The organism is Brevibacillus sp. NPDC058079 (assembly GCF_042885155.1).
In the GTDB taxonomy this organism is placed as follows: domain Bacteria; phylum Bacillota; class Bacilli; order Brevibacillales; family Brevibacillaceae; genus Brevibacillus.
The window spans coordinates 103,441-119,984 of the sequence record NZ_JBHVSO010000012.1 but is presented as its reverse complement, the minus strand read 5'-3'; the positions used below and the strand labels follow the sequence as shown (position 1 = coordinate 119,984).

General features: G+C 47.8%; 18 protein-coding genes. 14 read left to right on the top strand and 4 right to left on the bottom strand.

The annotated features are described in order from the left end of the window. Positions 1-101: 101 nt before the first annotated feature. Positions 102-887, bottom strand: coding sequence for a metallophosphoesterase family protein (locus tag ACFVS2_RS28045; protein WP_390239619.1), 786 nt, complete (start codon positions 885-887; stop codon positions 102-104). A 177-nt stretch (positions 888-1,064) separates the two neighbouring features. Here ACFVS2_RS28045 and ACFVS2_RS28040 point away from each other — a divergent pair, with 177 nt between their 5' ends. From ACFVS2_RS28040 to ACFVS2_RS28025, 4 genes are all read left to right on the top strand, one after another. Further along, on the top strand, positions 1,065-1,820 hold the full coding sequence (locus ACFVS2_RS28040; protein WP_390239618.1) for a cupin domain-containing protein: 756 nt from the start codon (positions 1,065-1,067) through the stop codon (positions 1,818-1,820). A 102-nt stretch (positions 1,821-1,922) separates the two neighbouring features. Then, positions 1,923-2,645 (top strand): NAD-dependent deacylase, encoded by a 723-nt coding sequence (locus ACFVS2_RS28035; RefSeq protein WP_390239664.1) that lies wholly within the window; start codon positions 1,923-1,925, stop codon positions 2,643-2,645. Positions 2,646-2,909: 264 nt separating this feature from the next. Continuing rightward, the gene (locus ACFVS2_RS28030; protein ID WP_390239617.1) at positions 2,910-4,826 is read left to right on the top strand and encodes an ABC transporter ATP-binding protein; all 1,917 of its coding nucleotides are present in this window, start codon (positions 2,910-2,912) and stop codon (positions 4,824-4,826) included. A 90-nt stretch (positions 4,827-4,916) separates the two neighbouring features. Next, a complete protein-coding gene (locus ACFVS2_RS28025; RefSeq protein WP_007727805.1) occupies positions 4,917-5,138 on the top strand; it encodes a hypothetical protein in 222 nt (73 codons plus the stop codon). Between the two features lie 54 nt (positions 5,139-5,192). Here the strand turns inward: ACFVS2_RS28025 and ACFVS2_RS28020 are convergent, their stop codons facing one another. Together ACFVS2_RS28020 and ACFVS2_RS28015 are read right to left on the bottom strand one after the other, a co-directional pair. Next, positions 5,193-5,564: a L,D-transpeptidase gene (locus tag ACFVS2_RS28020; protein WP_390239616.1), complete on the bottom strand. Its 372-nt coding sequence runs from the start codon at positions 5,562-5,564 to the stop codon at positions 5,193-5,195. A 77-nt stretch (positions 5,565-5,641) separates the two neighbouring features. Next, the gene (locus ACFVS2_RS28015) at positions 5,642-5,887 is read right to left on the bottom strand and encodes a hypothetical protein (RefSeq protein ID WP_007727802.1); all 246 of its coding nucleotides are present in this window, start codon (positions 5,885-5,887) and stop codon (positions 5,642-5,644) included. Between the two features lie 201 nt (positions 5,888-6,088). Between ACFVS2_RS28015 and ACFVS2_RS28010 the strand changes: the two genes are divergently transcribed. The 4 genes from ACFVS2_RS28010 (at position 6,089) to ACFVS2_RS27995 (ending at position 10,540) form a co-directional block, all read left to right on the top strand. Further along, complete coding sequence (locus ACFVS2_RS28010; RefSeq protein WP_390239615.1) at positions 6,089-6,847, top strand: DUF4931 domain-containing protein; 759 nt, start codon at positions 6,089-6,091, stop codon at positions 6,845-6,847. 22 nt (positions 6,848-6,869) lie between these two features. After that, positions 6,870-7,730 (top strand): GNAT family N-acetyltransferase, encoded by an 861-nt coding sequence (locus tag ACFVS2_RS28005; RefSeq protein WP_390239614.1) that lies wholly within the window; start codon positions 6,870-6,872, stop codon positions 7,728-7,730. Positions 7,731-7,832: 102 nt separating this feature from the next. Next, on the top strand, positions 7,833-8,963 hold the full coding sequence (locus ACFVS2_RS28000; protein WP_390239613.1) for a virulence factor: 1,131 nt from the start codon (positions 7,833-7,835) through the stop codon (positions 8,961-8,963). Positions 8,964-9,244: 281 nt separating this feature from the next. Continuing rightward, positions 9,245-10,540, top strand: coding sequence for a phytoene desaturase family protein (locus ACFVS2_RS27995; RefSeq protein WP_173620635.1), 1,296 nt, complete (start codon positions 9,245-9,247; stop codon positions 10,538-10,540). A gap of 107 nt (positions 10,541-10,647) precedes the next feature. On the opposite strand, the gene ACFVS2_RS27990 is transcribed toward ACFVS2_RS27995, so the two are convergent. After that, positions 10,648-11,460 (bottom strand): serine hydrolase, encoded by an 813-nt coding sequence (locus ACFVS2_RS27990; protein ID WP_390239612.1) that lies wholly within the window; start codon positions 11,458-11,460, stop codon positions 10,648-10,650. A gap of 111 nt (positions 11,461-11,571) precedes the next feature. Here ACFVS2_RS27990 and ACFVS2_RS27985 point away from each other — a divergent pair, with 111 nt between their 5' ends. The 6 genes from ACFVS2_RS27985 (at position 11,572) to ACFVS2_RS27960 (ending at position 16,532) form a co-directional block, all read left to right on the top strand. Continuing rightward, the gene (locus tag ACFVS2_RS27985; protein ID WP_390239611.1) at positions 11,572-13,197 is read left to right on the top strand and encodes a peptide ABC transporter substrate-binding protein; all 1,626 of its coding nucleotides are present in this window, start codon (positions 11,572-11,574) and stop codon (positions 13,195-13,197) included. Positions 13,198-13,224: 27 nt separating this feature from the next. Next, a complete protein-coding gene (locus ACFVS2_RS27980) occupies positions 13,225-13,962 on the top strand; it encodes a gamma-glutamyl-gamma-aminobutyrate hydrolase family protein (protein ID WP_390239610.1) in 738 nt (245 codons plus the stop codon). A 292-nt stretch (positions 13,963-14,254) separates the two neighbouring features. After that, a complete protein-coding gene (locus ACFVS2_RS27975; protein WP_390239609.1) occupies positions 14,255-14,749 on the top strand; it encodes a hypothetical protein in 495 nt (164 codons plus the stop codon). Between the two features lie 17 nt (positions 14,750-14,766). Then, on the top strand, positions 14,767-15,207 hold the full coding sequence (locus ACFVS2_RS27970) for a peroxiredoxin (protein ID WP_390239608.1): 441 nt from the start codon (positions 14,767-14,769) through the stop codon (positions 15,205-15,207). 73 nt (positions 15,208-15,280) lie between these two features. After that, positions 15,281-16,333, top strand: coding sequence for a DNA polymerase IV (locus ACFVS2_RS27965; RefSeq protein WP_390239607.1), 1,053 nt, complete (start codon positions 15,281-15,283; stop codon positions 16,331-16,333). A gap of 13 nt (positions 16,334-16,346) precedes the next feature. Next, positions 16,347-16,532: a hypothetical protein gene (locus tag ACFVS2_RS27960; protein WP_007727789.1), complete on the top strand. Its 186-nt coding sequence runs from the start codon at positions 16,347-16,349 to the stop codon at positions 16,530-16,532. Positions 16,533-16,544 lie beyond the last annotated feature (12 nt).

The following is a 16,544-nucleotide window of genomic DNA, read 5'->3' as shown; positions in this document are numbered from 1 at the left end:
ACGAATGGGCTTGTCTCCCGCATCATACTGGATGCACTACCCGATGCGCTTGCAGCAGGTAGGAGCACCAGTGCGAAAGCTACCAGTTTTCCCGAGCATGATCAGTAGACTCTTACTTGTGGAGAGGATTGCCTATCCCGAATCGGTACGAAAATGGATTGAAGAGAAGGCCATTCGACGAGCATGACGCCTCGCCAATATCCTGCGCCACCATCAATGCCGACGATATTGTCTCTGCGCCAAGGACCGCTGCCTGTGTATTGAGGCAATCCTGGAACAGGGGTATGACCAAAGATGACAGGGAGTTCTCCATCATAATAAAGGTAAAAAGGCTCGCGAATCCATAGTAAATCTTGCGGATTTTGTTCCTGCAAGGGGATGCCGGGCCGAATACCTGCGTGTACCAAAAGTGCGGCTGGAGCTCCTGTTCGCGGATCGGCTGGCAGCTCTATATACAAAGGAAGCGACGACAAGGCTGGCAAAATTGTTGGATAGCGAGAAAGGATGAATTGCCGCGCTTCTTCTTGTTCCTGCATAGAAGGCATCCGGTTAAGAAAAGCTCGCCGAAGCGGGTGATTCCCTAAGAAAGAACGTATGGTGGCATCGCCGCCATTGTAGCGCAGGTATAACTCTGGATTGCCGTTGCCGGATAGCCAATCCTCGAGCATCTGCTCGTGGTTGCCTTTTATGAGATAGATTTGGTTCGGATACGCATGCCGAAGAGCGAGTAGATCGAGCAATACTTCCTTTGATTCCGGTCCTCGATCAATCATGTCCCCCAATACGTACAGGCGATCACCAGCTTGGGATGAGAAGGAAACGTCCCGCAGCGCCTTTTGAAAAGCCTGATTCTGACCATGTATGTCCGAGACTAAATAAGTAGTCAAACAAGATCACCCTCCTCGAGTACCCGTTATGCCTTTTAGTAGGATATGTTTGTGTAAAGTGGAGGGTGAAAGGTGTGTCTCTTTCTTGATGGAATAGATGGGTGCACATATTTTGTGAACCGGAATAGAGATGCATAATGAGTCAAATACCCATACGGTGGGAGGATCAAACGACAGATGGCTACTTCCTATCGCGACTATACATCGCCAAATACTCAGTTCACGTACGATATGAGAAATAATCTGTTTTTCAAAAAGGACGATCGGAATTTCATCGATGCCTTGGGGATCGCACAATTAAATACATTGGGCAACAGCTCACTGCTAGATATTTTCCTGACAACGGGAAATGTTGTCGAGCCACACATTCATCAAAATGCAGCGGAACTGGTGTATTGCATCGCTGGTGAGGCCATTGTGTCCTTAATCAATCCTTTTACTAATCAATTGCTCAACTACAATATTAAACCGAGACAAGTTGCCAATATCCCGCAGGGCTGGTGGCATTATGAAATGGCTTTGACAGATGATACGCATCTACTGGCTATTTTTGATGCGCCTGATCCTGAGGTGATCTTTGGCTCCGATATTTTACGGTTGACTCCAGCAAGTGTGTGGGCACATACGTATTGTTTAGACGAAGCAAAGGTAAAAGAAACATTTGCGCCTCTTACAAAAACAGTTGTGATTGGCCCACCAGTAGGATGTCAGCAGCAAGGGCAGTTGCCAGATAGAGCTGCCGCAAGTCAGTACCCGTACCATGGCTACTCGAGCCAGTTGCCAGACAGTTACGGTTATTACGATGCCAACTATGTGCAGCAGGGTGGGTATGGACAGCACCCAGTCTATCAACAGCCGACTGGTTATCCGCAATATGGCACGAATCCCTACCATACCGGATACCCGCCCCAACCCGTTTATCCATCCTATTGAATGGAAAGACAGCTAGTGTCTTGATGGGCAGGTCTCCCAAATCCGGCATTCTTCTATTACAATCAGGAGAAGAACATTTTCAAAGAAGAAGGGGAGACCATGATGGATCATCTGGCACACTGGTTGCGGACATCTTCCTTTACAGTTGTATTCACCGGAGCAGGCATGTCGACAGAGAGTGGCTTGCCTGATTTTCGTTCACAGTACGGGCTATGGCGCGGCAAAGATCCGATGCAACTCGCGAGTACACGCGCAATGATGGAGAATCGGGAAGCGTTTGTGGAATTTTATCAGATGCGTATTCAAGGACTGCTGTCTTGCAAGCCACACGCCGGACACGAATGCTTAGCTGAATGGGAGCGGCTTGGATTGGTTCATGGGATCATTACACAAAATGTAGATGGCTTTCATCAAGCGGCGGGAAGCTTGGCAGTAGCCGAACTCCATGGCTCCCTTGCGAAAATCCGCTGTCTTGCCTGCGGGACCGAATATGCCAATACACGTTATCTGGAGGATCAAGGGACGATTTGCGCATGCGGAGAATTTTTGCGTCCGGGTGTTGTCTTGTTTGGTGAATCTTTGCCGCAATCGCAAGTCGATCAAGCCATCTCGTGGACCGAACAAGCCGATTTGTTCATCGTATTAGGTTCTTCGCTTACGGTGAGTCCAGCTAATTGGTTTCCGCAGCATGCAAAAGAAATAGGAGCCAAACTAGTCATTGTCAATCAGGAACCAACCCCATTGGATGCGTGGGCAGATGAGGTCATCCAAAATGAACGGATCGGCGACGTGCTGCAAAGAGTAGGACAGTCGTTAGGAGAATAAAAGCAGGCGTGCTCGATGAAAAGAGTACGCTTCTTCTGTTTGGGCTCGTTTACATGCCTTATTGCTGATGACGCTTCCTATTTTATTTTTATACAGGTGTCATTATTACTTAATATTCAATATTTTACCATTAGTGAGATAACATTCCAATATTTGTTCGATCCATTTGAATCACCCTAGAGCTTGCGCGAAAAACATGATACCATCGAGTGTAAGATTCATATGGCTTCTCGATAAGCAAATAGAAAAGTACAGGTGACGTTCATGCAAATATTATCAGTAGAAAACCTCTCCAAAGGCTATGGAGAAAAAGTATTGTTTGAAAACATTTCCTTTCATATTGCCGAGCAAGAGCGCATTGGTCTGATCGGCGTCAATGGTACGGGAAAATCCTCGCTCTTGAAAATCGTGGCGGGCTTGGATACAGCGGATAGCGGGAAAATTGTTCACGCGAATCATTTCCGTGTGGAGTATTTACCGCAAAATCCCGATTTTGACGAAAACTTCTCCGTACTGGAACAAGTATTTTACGGCGATTCTCCGCTCATTCAGCTTTTGCGTGATTATGAAACTGCGCTAGAGGCTGTTCAGGAATCTCCTGACGACGAGAAAAAGCAGGCGCGATTGTTTGCTGTTCAAAACAGGATGGATGCGGCTGATGCGTGGGAGAGCAATACGCAAGCCAAAATGATCCTGACCAAGCTTGGCCTGCACAATTTCTCGCAAAAGGTAGGAGAGCTCTCTGGTGGACAAAAAAAGCGGGTAGCAATGGCACGTGCTCTGATCCAACCAGCAGACCTGCTCATTTTGGATGAGCCTACGAACCATATTGACAATGAGACAGTCGAGTGGCTGGAAGAGTATTTGTCCCGCTACAAGGGTGCATTGCTGCTCGTCACCCATGATCGTTACTTCCTGGATCGCGTGACGAACCGCACGTTTGAGCTGGATCGCGGCAAGCTGTACAGCTATGAAGGCAACTACGCGATGTTTCTGGAGAAAAAGGCGGAGCGTGAAGAAAATGAAGCGGCCGTAGAGAGCAAGCGACAAAATCTGCTTCGACGTGAGCTGGCATGGCTTCGTCGTGGAGCAAAAGCGCGGACGACCAAACAAAAGGCGCGTGTGCAACGGGCTGAGGAGTTGCGAGATAAAGTCGTAGATGGACCTGCTAACAAGATGGAAATGGCACTCGGGGCCAGCCGTCTCGGTAAAAAGGTGATCGAGCTTACAAGCATCCATAAAGCGTACGGTGAGCGAAAACTGATCAACGATTTCAGCTATATTGTCCTGCCGGGTGATCGTGTGGGGATTATCGGGCCAAACGGAAGCGGAAAAACGACACTCTTGAACATGCTAGCAGGAAGAATTCAACCGGATAGCGGTTCATTGGAAATCGGGACGACCGTTAAAATCGCCTACTACACGCAAGATAATGTCGAGATGGACGAAAAGCTGCGCGTCATCGAATATGTAAAGGAAGCAGCAGAGGTCATTCAGACGAGCAATGGCGAGTCAATCACGGCTTCGCAAATGCTGGAGCGGTTCCTGTTTTCGCCGCATATGCAATGGACACCGATTTCCCGCCTGTCTGGGGGAGAGCGCAGACGTCTCTATCTGCTTCGTACGCTGATGGGAGAGCCGAATGTGCTGTTTTTAGATGAGCCTACGAATGATTTGGATATTCAAACGCTCAGTATTTTGGAAGACTATCTCGAGCAGTTCCCAGGGGCAGTTATCACGGTATCGCATGACCGCTATTTCCTCGATCGTACCGTTGACCATTTGTTTGCTTTTGAGGGGCAAGGAAACATCCGTCAATACTACGGCAACTACTCCGAGTATCTGGAAGAAAGACGTCAGGAAAAAGTAACTCAGGTGCAAGAAGCGGATCAACAGGCAGAAAAGACGCAAAGCAACAGCGGGGCTAATCGCGGCAACAACCGCACACGCAAGCTGTCTTACAAGGATCAGAAGGAATGGGATGCGATTGAAGGCAAGATCGCGGCTTTGGAAGAGCGCAGCGTCAAGCTAAAGCAAGAGATTGCAGCGTCTGGCAGCGATTATGGCAAAATTGAAAAGCTCTATGCAGAAGAACAGCAAGTGGCGGCAGAGCTGGAGGCAACCATTGAGCGTTGGGCGGAATTATCAGCATTGGTAGAGGAATTGGAGCAAGGGAAATAATTAGTGGCGTAGCCAGTAATTGAGGGCTGGGAAAGCGACGCTTCCACCTGTAGACTAGAGTAGATTACTAGAGTAGAGGAGTCGCTGTCGTTGCCTGCCTATAAGTTAGACCCGGAATGGGTGATGTCTTACCTAGAGCTGCAAGAACAGCAGCTCTCTTCCGAAGTGCATCCAGAGGATAAAGAAGTGATCATGAACAAGATCAGGGAAATGACGTTATCGATCATGTATAAGCAAGCGAGAAGATTTCTTGTATACTTGGAAGCGGATGAAACGGAAGCAGAAAGAACGAAAAAGACTCATCTTATGTAAAGAAGACCCGCCTTGGTTTAAGAGAGGCGGGTCTTTGCATGTCTATGTTTATATTTATTGCTGTCTGATTCGAACGGGCGTACCAATGGGCACGATTTTTGCCAGCGCATTCACGTCCTCATTGAACATGCGAATACAGCCGTGAGATACATACTTGCCGATAGAAGAAGGATCGTTCGTACCGTGAATGCCATAGTGTGGTTTGCTTAGTCCCATCCAAAAGGTGCCGAATGCACTCAAAGGACCTCCCGGATAAGAATTCGGATAGGGGACTTTGTTGATGATGGTAAAATCCCCTCGTGGTGTCGATGTGGCAATTTTGCCCAAGGCAACAGGATAAGAGCGGATGAGTCGGTTTCCATCGAACAGATCAAGACGTAGCTTCGCAATCGAGATGCGGATGTTGTAGGACGGCAGCTTCTTCACCTCCCCCACAGACGATACGAAATGCTGCTCTTACTATGTTATGAAAACCAACGGAACCGGTCCCTTTTCTCTCATGATTAATGTAGTTTGAAATCTAACGAAAACGTATCCGGATAGCGCAGGCCGTCACGATAGAACAAGGTTCGCACCCAGACGTACATCCGTAAAGGAATGGAAGGAAAGACAATGGCCAGCTTACCTTCTTCCAAGACAGGCAAATCGAGCGGGGATTGAATTTCATAAGGGACTCCTTCTTGATCAAGCAACGTTTTGTAATGTTGGGCCTCGCTCCAGCTAACAGGATAATAAAATGATTTTTCCATCCAATTCCAACACCTTTCCAGGTTTCACTGCTTTCCATTGTATGTAAAACATTTGAGATAAAAAAAGAAACAAACGCCACAGACATTGAAAAATAGGCAGTCCAATTGAGGTTTCAAAAGTGTTGTCGGGGCAAAAAACGTCATGATTTTCCCAGGAAATGCGTGTAAAGTGGAAGTAGCACAAACTGGAGGGACATGGGAATGAAGCAGACGCACTTGCACTTTAACATGCAAATAGGCAGAAAAAAGCCAGTGAGTGTAAACAACACAGAAACGGCTTGTCCTTTTTGTGATCGAAACAGTCTCACAGACGTTTTGGAGCAGCGGGGCTCCATGATTTGGCTCAAAAACAAATTCCCTGTTCTGGAGGATACGCATCAAACTGTTTTGATTGAGTCGGATGAATGCCAAGGGGATTGGTCTGTCTATTCCAATGAGCATGTACGAGCATTGCTGGCATTCGGGGTAGAGAAGTGGCTTGAAATGGAGCACAGTAAGTCTTATCGTTCTGTTCTGTTTTTCAAAAACCACGGCCCGTATTCCGGGGGGAGCATCCGTCATCCGCACATGCAGATCGTCGGATTACATGACTACAACTATCTGGATCAGGTAAAAGACAGTGATTTTATTGGCATGACCATCGAACAAGAGGCAGGGATTGAATGCAATCTGTCTACGCATCCGCGTGCAGGTTTTTTTGAATACAATGTCATTCTATCGGACTTTGATCGATTGTCGAAAATGGCAGACTACTTACAAATTTTAGCACATTGGATACTGACTCATGTCAATCCGCGTAACCAAAGCTACAATTTTTTCTTTTACCATTGGGGAGAAAAGCTGATCGCCAAAGTAGTTCCGAGGTTTGTTACCTCACCTCTTTACGTAGGCTATTCTATTCCGCAGGTCGCCAATAATTTGGAAGAGATGGTCGCTGAGTTGCAACGACGATACTTCTGATCATAGAAAGGGTGCTTACGCTATGACGTATACGATCACGACAAGAAAAACACTCACCTCAGAGGAACTGGCACAGATTAAAGAATTGGTTGCGATTTGCAATGAGCAGGATGGCATTGATCTCAAAGTAAACCCGGGTATGCTGGAAAAGCGTTCGGGAGAGCATGAAGAAGATTTTGTATGTTATATGGATGGAAAGCTGGTTGGCTTTCTAGGGCTCTACGTGTTTCACGGCGGTGAGGCAGAAGTGAGCGGCATGGTCCATCCAGCCTACAGAAGAAAAGACATATTCACAGCGTTGCAAGCACAAGCCGCAGATGCATGCAGAAGAAGAGGCATTCCGGCGCAGTTGTTTATCGTTCAGCGAGATTCGCAAAGCGGTAAGTCATATATGGAGCGAATCGGCGGGGAATATCAATTCTCGGAATATTGGATGGATTTAGGGGAGAAGCAAAGAGCAACGGTATCTGGGAACGTGCTGCTTCGACCAGAGATCGCCAGTGACTACGAAACATTGATTTGGCTGAACGTCCATGGATTTCAAATGGAGGAAGAACGCGCAAGGGAAATGGCCGAAAACATGGCGGGTGATCCCAAGTCCACCACGCATTTGATGATTGTCGATGATAAGGCCGTTGGCAAAATAAGTGTGAACAAGGATGAGAGCAAGGCGTTTATTTATGGATTTTGTGTCCACCCAGATCACCAAGGGAAAGGATATGGACGCCAGGCTTTAGCACAAACGATCGAGATGCTGGGGAAAGAAGGATACCAGAACGTATCACTCGAGGTCGCCTGTGAAAACAGTAATGCTTTGGGGCTGTATGAATCATGCGGCTTTTTTGTAAAGTCGGCCAATGATTACTACAAGCTGGCGTTGTAGCGGGCAAACTGCTTTTGACCATCTCTCAGGTTGGAAAACATATCAGGATACATGCTACGATAGAAGAGAAAGCAAGTGCGCTGTAAAAAGGAGTGACTCACTATGAAACTGTTGTCCATCGAACCGACGCCGAGTCCAAACGTCATGAAGCTGAATGTAGACGAGCGTTTGCCGGATGGGGTCCAACATGTCTATACAAAGAAAGATGCGAGTAAAGCACCAGAACTCATGAACAAGCTCTTGGAGATCGAAGGGGTTACCTCCATTTTTCATACAGCAGATTTTCTCGCGCTGGAGCGAAAGTCCAATGCAGATTGGCAGCGTATTTTGACTGTCGCTCGCGAAGTTTTGCAAGCAGGTGGAGGCGCGGCTGTTCCTGACATGTCTGCGGAGGAAGCGGGGGCATTTGGAGAGGCGCAAGTGTACATTCAAATGTTCCGCGGTGTACCGATGCAGGTTAAGGTGACCATGGGAACGGAACAGATTCGTGCAGCACTTCCAGAGCGTTTTGGACAGGCAGCTGTGCGTGCAGGCTCTGCGTCGCCCAACCTCATCATGGAGCGAAAATGGGTCGAGCAAGGCGTGCGCTATGGCGATTTGCGCGAGATTGGCGAGGAGGTCGCATTGGAAGTCGATGCCTCCTATCCAGAGAGCCGTGTGGAAGAAATCGTGGAACAGGCCATGGCGCTTGGTCCCGGGGAAACCCCAGAGCCAGTCGTACGTGAAAAGAAAGTCGTTACGCTGGAGATGCTCGATGATCCGGATTGGCAAAAAAGATATGAAGCGCTGGATCGGATGGAGCCTACCGAAGAGGATTTGCCTGTTTTGGAAAAAGCGCTTCGTGATAGCAAGCCGTCGATTCGCAGGCTTGCGGTTGTGTATCTGGGCATGATCGGTGGCGATGATGTCTTCCCGCTGCTGTTTGAAGCGCTCCGCGATGATTCTGTCTCTGTACGACGCACAGCAGGCGATACCTTGTCCGACTTGGGGGACACGCGCGCGATTCTACCGATGTGTGAAGCGTTGAAGGATAAAAACAAGCTGGTACGCTGGCGTGCTGCTCGCTACTTGTTTGAGGTGGGGGATGAAACTGCCTTGGACGCTTTGCGTGCCGCACAGAACGATCCCGAGTTCGAGGTCAGCTTGCAAGTTCAAATGGCCGTGCAGCGCATTGAAAGCGGCGAGGCGGCTAGCGGTACCGTTTGGCAGCAAATGACTCGCCGAAACGATTAGTTCGCTGTTTCCAATTGGGTAAAAGCCCTCTATCAAGCAGATTATTGCTATAGAGGGCTTTTTTGTCGTGGTTTCGTAGGTTGGATATACGGCGAATAGCAGGGCATACTGCTTCAAGAAGAGCGGTAAACAAGTTGGTTTATTAGGCAAATATTGGTATAAGTCAGTATAAAAATAGACACAGTTCAATAATGGTTGACTTCCACCTTATCCATCCCTTAGACTAGGATAGGGTTTAAGCTTATGTAATCAACATCGCTAGCGCGTAGGGGAGATTGTGTATGACAACCAATCACTATGACGTTGTTATTGTAGGTGCAGGACTTGCTGGTCTATCCAGTGCCGCCTACCTGTCGTCGAAAGGCAAAAAAGTTGCAGTTTTGGAACGCGGTCAATTGGGTGGACGTGCCGTTACACTGAAGATCAAAGGTTTTAACTTCAACTTCGGTGCCCACGCCATTTATGCTCGCGACAGCTCCGTTTTGAGAACGTTTGAAAAAGAATTGGGTCTGAACATCGATTGGCAGGATTTCAATCCGACAAAAGCCAAGTACGATATTGGTAGCGATCTGACTGCAGTTCCGGCGAATGTACAAGGACTTTTCCAAACGAAGCTCTTAAAAGGCATGGACAAAGTATTGTTCACCTTTGAGATTTTGAAAACGATGCTAAAAATGGAGAAAGGCCATCCACATATGTCGATTCAAAAGTGGATGGAGAAAAAGCAAGTCAACGAAGAAGTGCGTGAAATGATGTTGACGCTTGCTTCTTCCAACTTCTTCACACGTGAGCCTGAAAAGATTCCTTCTGACGTTTTCTTTTCTTACTACAGCCGTTTGTTTACAACGAATAAACCGGTATCGTATATCGGGGGCGGCTGGCAAGCATTGATCAATGAATTCGTGCGTGTGATTGAAGCAAATCAGGGTACGATTCTGATCAAAACCAAAGTAGAAAAGTTCCAAGTAGAGAATGATCGTGTGGTTGGAGTGGTGACACCGGAGGGAGAATTTACGGCGGATGAATTTATTTGCTGTATTCCGCCGAAGGAGATGGCGAAGGTCTTTGCGGAGACGCGCCTGGAACATGCGATTGCACAGCATGCTGAATACGAGCCAACTGTTGTTATGGTGTATGACATTGGCTTGAAAGAGCGTATTGACGTACCGTTCTCCTACATCTACGAAAAAGCAAACAATATTTTCATTACCGATATTTCGTATTATGACCGTACTTGTGTACCTGAAGGCGGGCAGTTGCTGCAGGCGACTGCTTACATGCGTCAGGATGAAGTAGGGAACAAGGAAGCGGCTGAAATTCGCAAACAAGAGATTGAAAACCTGTATGACAAGCATTTCCCAGGCTGGCGTGAGCAACTGGTTGTGCCGCGCGTTTCTGCTCGTGCAATTGTACAGGAGATCAAATGGACCATGAATCAGAAGCCAATGCCTACTTTCCTGCCAGATTATCGCAACCTGTTCTTTGCGGGTGACTGGTGTGAAGGACAAGGCCAGCTGTCTGAGCTGTCTTTCTCTAGCGCGATGAACGTTGCCAAGCTGATTTTGGAAAAAGAATAGGTTAATGACGAGCGGGTGTTCCTTTGAGAAAGGAATGCCTGCTTGTTTTTTCTCATTCAACGTTTCAAAGAGAAAAGCCCGCCAATGGAGATGGCAGGCCACATGGATTACGCTTTCTGTCTATATGCGTGATAAACGAGATTGCCGATTTGCGCCATGACGTCGGCAGCATCTTTTTGCTCGAGTCCCTTGTTTAAAATGGACAAGGTGACAGCATGAGAACCGATGTAGAGGATGCCAACATCATGCGTGATTTTGGTCACAGAGCCAGTCTTGCTGGCGAATTCCCATTTCGGAATCATCCCGATCACATCACCGTCTGGGTCAGGCAAAAGGAAGGGGATGCGGTCACGGTGCTGCTGAGTCTTCAAGACGGCGACCATTTTCAAACAGCTGTCGTAGGAGATCACTTTTCCTGTTGCCAAGTATCGGAGGTGGCTTCCCATGTCTTTTGCCGTCACCTCATTGTATCCTTCCAATTCAGCTGGGACGACCATGAGCTTGTTGTAGAAGTGACTGTTTGTCATTTCTGTTTTTTGCATTGCGTTGCGAATGCTCTCTGTTCCGACGAGATCAATCATCATGTTCGTCGCCGTATTGTCGCTTTGGATGATCATCAGGGTAACCAGGTCGCGAATCGTAAATTCAGTGCCGGGAGTCATATGCTGAAGAACACCTGCACCGCCAACGAGATTCTCTGCACGCAGCTTGATTTTTTCCTCCAAGGCAAACTTGCCAGCGTACGCCTCAGCAAAAACAGCTGTCATGATCGGGACTTTGATCACACTGGCTGCATAAAAGCGTTGATCTTCGTTGAGGGATAATGTTTCACCGGTTTGCAAATCTTCGAAAAAGATTCCCCATTCCCCGCCAGCGTCCTTGATCAGGCTGGATATTTGGGCAAAAAGACTGGATAACATGTAGACCCATCTCCTTTTGTTTCGATGTAGACAAAATTTTCTCAAGATAATATTATTTAGTCATGCTCCTAACAATCAAGAAGAATTATTCCTAAGATGGGGGTTTTGCTGTTGCATAAGTGGAAGAAACTATCATTTTGTGCTGTTCTGTTAACCAGTTTAGCATTCGCTGGTTGTGGAACACCGCAAGCAAGCACCACGGGGGAGACGACAGGTGCGAAGCAGGAGCAGAGTAGCGCCCCCCAAACGATGCAGGTCAACCTGAATTCTGGTGAGCCCAGCACGATCGACCCTGGACTGGCAGAAGATATCCCTTCGATGTCTGTTGCCCGTGCAGCATTTGATGGCCTCCTGCGCTTGAATGAAAAAGGCGAGCTGAAAGAGGCGGTCGCAGAGAAGTACGAGGTTTCCGCTGATGGTCTCACGTACACCTTCCATCTGCGGGAGTCCAAATGGACCAATGGAGATCCGGTTACCGCTCATGACTTCGAGTACGCATGGAAACGGGTTCTCGACCCGAAAACCGCATCCGGTTACGCGTACCAGATGTACTATTTGAAAAATGGGCAAGCTTTTAACGCCAACAAGGCAAAAGCCGAAGATGTTGGTGTGAAGGCAACTGACGACAAGACACTGGTTGTTACACTGGAAAACCCGGCACCGTTTTTCCCGGAACTGGTTGCATCTGTTACCTATTTCCCGGTTAACAAAAAAGCGGTTGAGGGCAACAAAGAGTGGGCTTCGAAGCCAGAGACGTACCTGACAAACGGGCCATTCAGCTTGAAAAATTGGGAGCATAAATCAAAGATCGAACTCGAGAAGAGCGATTCTTACTGGGATAAGGACGCTGTCAAATTGTCCAAGCTGACCTTGAACATGATCGAGGATGCCAATACGGAGCTTTCGATGTTTGAAAAAGGTGATCTGGATTGGGCAGGATCACCACTGGGCGATTTGCCACTGGATGCGTTGGATGCTCTGAAGCAATCCGGAAAGATGCAAGCTCAAGCGACAGCGGGTACGTACTGGTACATTTTCAATACGACGCAAAAGCCGTTTGACAACAAAAAGATTCGTCAGGCATTTGCTACGGCAGTCAATCGTCAGGAAATCTCCGATAATGTCGTACCATACAAGAGCACGCCAGCGACGGGTATTCTCCCGCCAACTATGGCACTCACACCAGAGGGCTACATCAAAGACGGCGACATAGAAACCGCGAAGAAGCTCTTGGCAGAAGGCATGAAAGAAGCGAGGATCAAAGAGTTGCCACCGATCACGATTGCATACAATACGTCAGAGGTCAATTCACGTATTGCGACAGTCATTCAGGATCAATGGCGCAAAGCATTTGGCATCGAGGTCAAACTGGTAAACAAAGAGAACAAGGTTCACCGTGAGGACATGAAGCAAGGAAACTTCACTATCGGTCGTGGTAGCTGGATTGGTGATTTCAACGATCCGATCAACTTCTTGGAAGTCTTCAAGGGTGGACTGAATACATCTAAATGGGAAAACAAGGAGTTCCTCGATTTGCTCGCGCAGTCTGCCAAAGAAGGGGATGTAGCGAAGCGCAAGGAAATCCTCAAGAAAGCTGAACAAATCGTCATGGATGAAATGCCTGCGTTGCCAATCTACTATTTCACCTATGCGTGGGTGAAGCAAGATAGCGTAAAAGATGTGGTAGTAGATGCACTCGGGTTCATCGACTTCAAGTACGCTTCCAATCAAAAGTAATCATGAGTCTATAAGGGAGTGACTGGCGTGCGTCCGATCATTGGTGTGGCATGTACGAAAATGTATTTTCCGAAGAACGATCTCGACCAGTTTTTCTATGTAGGTTCAGGCTATGTGAACGGAATTGCGCGCAGTGGCGGTACTCCACTGATCTTGCCACTGCTGACGATTCAGGAAGCTCCGTTTCGTGAGATGATCGAATCGCTGGACGGCTTGATTTTGTCCGGCGGTGAAGATCCTGCGCCGCATTTGTACGGCGAAGATCCGCTGCAAGGGCTGGGCGATATCAATTACGAAAGAGACATCACAGAGCTTGAGATTATCAAGATTGCGCTGGAGCTGAAAAAGCCAATCCTGGGCATTTGCCGCGGGATGCAAATTTTGAATGTGGCGTGTGGCGGCACCCTCATTCAAGATATCCCGAGCCAAGTACCAGGAGCATTACAGCATGCGCAGAAGGGTTCACGGCAATACGGGGCGCACAAGATTACTTTGCAACCTGGCTTTGTAGCGGATGCCCTTGGAAAGACAGAGGTGCTCGTGAACACCTCTCACCACCAAGCAGTCAAAGACATAGCACCGGGCTTCAAAGTCACAGGATGCGCGGCTGATGGTGTGATTGAGGCGATGGAAAGCCTCGACGGGCTACATGTGGGCGTACAGTGGCATCCAGAACGGATGTGGGCACACGACGACGACATGTTGAAGATTGCCGAGGCATTTGTTGCTCGGGTAAAGCAGTTGAAGCTGCAAGCGACTAACTAGAATAGAAATGAGAGAAACCGTTCTGGGATTGCCCAGAGCGGTTTTTTGCATGCAGGAGGGCTTCCTAATCTAGTGAAAAAGGGCGTTTCAACCAGACTGGTGCAGTACTGCAACCAAACTAAGAGGCCACTATAGGGTGATCAAAAGCAGGCGTAAAACATGAAGGTGATGGTAGGGCCTCACGTATCGCAGCGGACACGTGGGGTTTATTAGTGTTAGCGTGGTGAAACAAGGATAAATGACAGGCAGAATCGAACTTCACGTAAGAGAATTGATTCCGTGAGGTGAGTTTTTGAAGAAAATAATTGTTGTTTTTTTGCTTTTTCTACTTGTTTTTCCACGGTTCCTCTTCGCAGAGTTTTTTGCTGAACGCGAAATGAAAATGATAACCACAAACTATTATCAAGCGCTTATCGATGAAGACTATGAAAAAGCATTCCACACCCTTTATCTTTATGATGTTGAGGAGGGTAAGCATCCAACTGATGGCACAACGTTAAGTGACCAGGAAGCGAAAGAATTTTACATGAAAAAGATCGCTTTCTTAAAAGCTCATCATTACAAACTGAACGATTATGAGATCAAAAAGATTAGATACGAAGATGGGCATACCGCCTTTCTTGAAATGAAGCTTGAAGTTGAGCATGATGGACAAAAATTTCAATATGCTGAAACCGTACATGTATGGGAAGAAAAGGTATGGATTATGGGGGAGGAGGACGATCCGTTCAGAACGTATCGGGATGGGAAAATGAAATTTGAAATTCCGGTAGCCCCAGTAAACTAAGCATAGAGGTGAGTGAAATGTTAAAGGTTGGAGACTTGGCTCCCGTCTTTACGGCGACGAGCACAAAAGGAACCATTGATCTTAGGGATCACATCGGCAAAGAAAATATCGTCCTCATCTTCTATCCGGGAGATGATACCCCGATTTGCACGAAGCAGCTATGTGCGGTTCAGGATCACTACACCAAAATCGAACAAGCAAACACAGTCGTTTTTGGCGTCAATCCAGGTGGCATGGACAAGAAACGCTCGTTTGCTGATAAGTTCCGTTATGAATTTCCATTAATCGTGGATGAAGACGAATCGATTCGAAAAGCATACGATGTTGGCAAGGTTCTCGGACTGTTTTTCCAGCAACGCATCGTGTACATCATAGGCAAAAACGGAACTATCATCTACGCTAAAAAAGGGAATCCTCCAGTAACAGAGCTGCTACAGGTAATCGAAAGCCAAGTCTAGGACGTTCTCGCTTGCGTCAATGGAACAAAACAGGGATAATAGAAATGAGAATGTATGTTTGGTGGGTATCCCTATGAAAAAAATTCTTCACTTGGATATTGACGCATTTTTCGCTAGTGTAGAACAGTTAGATCGCCCCGAATTGCGGGGGAAGCCGGTCATTGTCGGGGGAACGGGCAATCGCGGTGTCGTATCGACGTGCAGCTACGAGGCGCGCAAATACGGGGTTCGCTCCGCAATGCCTGTCGCCATGGCGAGGAAAAAATGTCCGCAAGGCTTTTATTTGCCTGTCCGCTATAGCCGTTATATCGAAAAATCTGCTGAGGTCAGACAAATATTTACTTCTTATACAGAGCGTTATCAAACAGTGGGTCTAGACGAGGCTTATTTAGACGTGTCCCATTATGAGAATGCGGTACCCATCGCCCACGATATTAAGAGGCGAATCAAACGGGAGACCGGACTTACTTGCAGCATCGGACTTTCCTACAATATGTCGTTGGCTAAGATTGCCAGTGATTTGAAAAAGCCAGATGCCTTTGTAATCATTCGACCTGAGCAGGCTTTGGATGTGCTGCGGTCGTTGCCAATTGGCACCTTGCATGGAGTCGGCAAAAAGTCGCAAGAGCTGCTAGCGAAAAAGGGGATTGAGACGGTAGAGGATTTTTGGAGGCTTTCACTCGATGAGGCCACTACATTATTTGGGAAGTTCGGTCGTTCCCTCTATTACCGGGCGAGGGGAGAAGACAATCGCGAAATCGAAATGGACCGAGCGCCGAAATCATCGAGCCGCGAAACGACACTCCCCTTTGATTTGTTTGACAGGGATGCGATTGCTCCGATTGCCACCTCCCTCTTGCGTGAGGTCGAAGAGGACATCCGCGAGGAAGGGGTCGAGCCCCAGACGATAACGCTAAAAATCAAGTACGCGGACTTTACCCAGCGGACCAAGCAGCACAAGGCTGTGGCTGGAGCCAATTGGCAGGAGTTGTTGGACGATTTGCTCGACGCCTTTGACTACACGGCAGGCGTTCGATTGGTGGGCGTAGGCTTTTCGAATTTTGCCGAGCAACAAGGAGAGCGGTACGAACAGCTCTCGATGTTTTCGTGGAAGCTGGGGAAGTAAGGGAGGGAGAACGGTGGAGACAGAGAATGCCTTTCATTGCTGTGCGACCTGTATTCATTTTCGCGTGGAGAAAGGTACGGGAGGAGTCAGCTATCGATGTTCTCGTCTAACCTATGAGACACGTCCGGACTATCGATTCCAATGCTGGACTCCGACAGAGAAGGTCAAGCGACTGATGGAAGCACGTAAAAGCCAATGATAGCTACAAAAA

Coding starts and splice junctions, on each gene's coding strand:
- ACFVS2_RS27965 (WP_390239607.1), top strand. CDS start 15,281: ATGAAAAAAATTCTTCACTTGGATATTGACGCATTTTTCGCTAGTGTA.
- ACFVS2_RS28040 (WP_390239618.1), top strand. CDS start 1,065: ATGGCTACTTCCTATCGCGACTATACATCGCCAAATACTCAGTTCACG.
- ACFVS2_RS28010 (WP_390239615.1), top strand. CDS start 6,089: ATGAAGCAGACGCACTTGCACTTTAACATGCAAATAGGCAGAAAAAAG.
- ACFVS2_RS28015 (WP_007727802.1), bottom strand. CDS start 5,887: ATGGAAAAATCATTTTATTATCCTGTTAGCTGGAGCGAGGCCCAACAT.
- ACFVS2_RS28000 (WP_390239613.1), top strand. CDS start 7,833: ATGAAACTGTTGTCCATCGAACCGACGCCGAGTCCAAACGTCATGAAG.
- ACFVS2_RS27995 (WP_173620635.1), top strand. CDS start 9,245: ATGACAACCAATCACTATGACGTTGTTATTGTAGGTGCAGGACTTGCT.
- ACFVS2_RS27970 (WP_390239608.1), top strand. CDS start 14,767: ATGTTAAAGGTTGGAGACTTGGCTCCCGTCTTTACGGCGACGAGCACA.
- ACFVS2_RS27990 (WP_390239612.1), bottom strand. CDS start 11,460: ATGTTATCCAGTCTTTTTGCCCAAATATCCAGCCTGATCAAGGACGCT.
- ACFVS2_RS28030 (WP_390239617.1), top strand. CDS start 2,910: ATGCAAATATTATCAGTAGAAAACCTCTCCAAAGGCTATGGAGAAAAA.
- ACFVS2_RS28035 (WP_390239664.1), top strand. CDS start 1,923: ATGGATCATCTGGCACACTGGTTGCGGACATCTTCCTTTACAGTTGTA.
- ACFVS2_RS28005 (WP_390239614.1), top strand. CDS start 6,870: ATGACGTATACGATCACGACAAGAAAAACACTCACCTCAGAGGAACTG.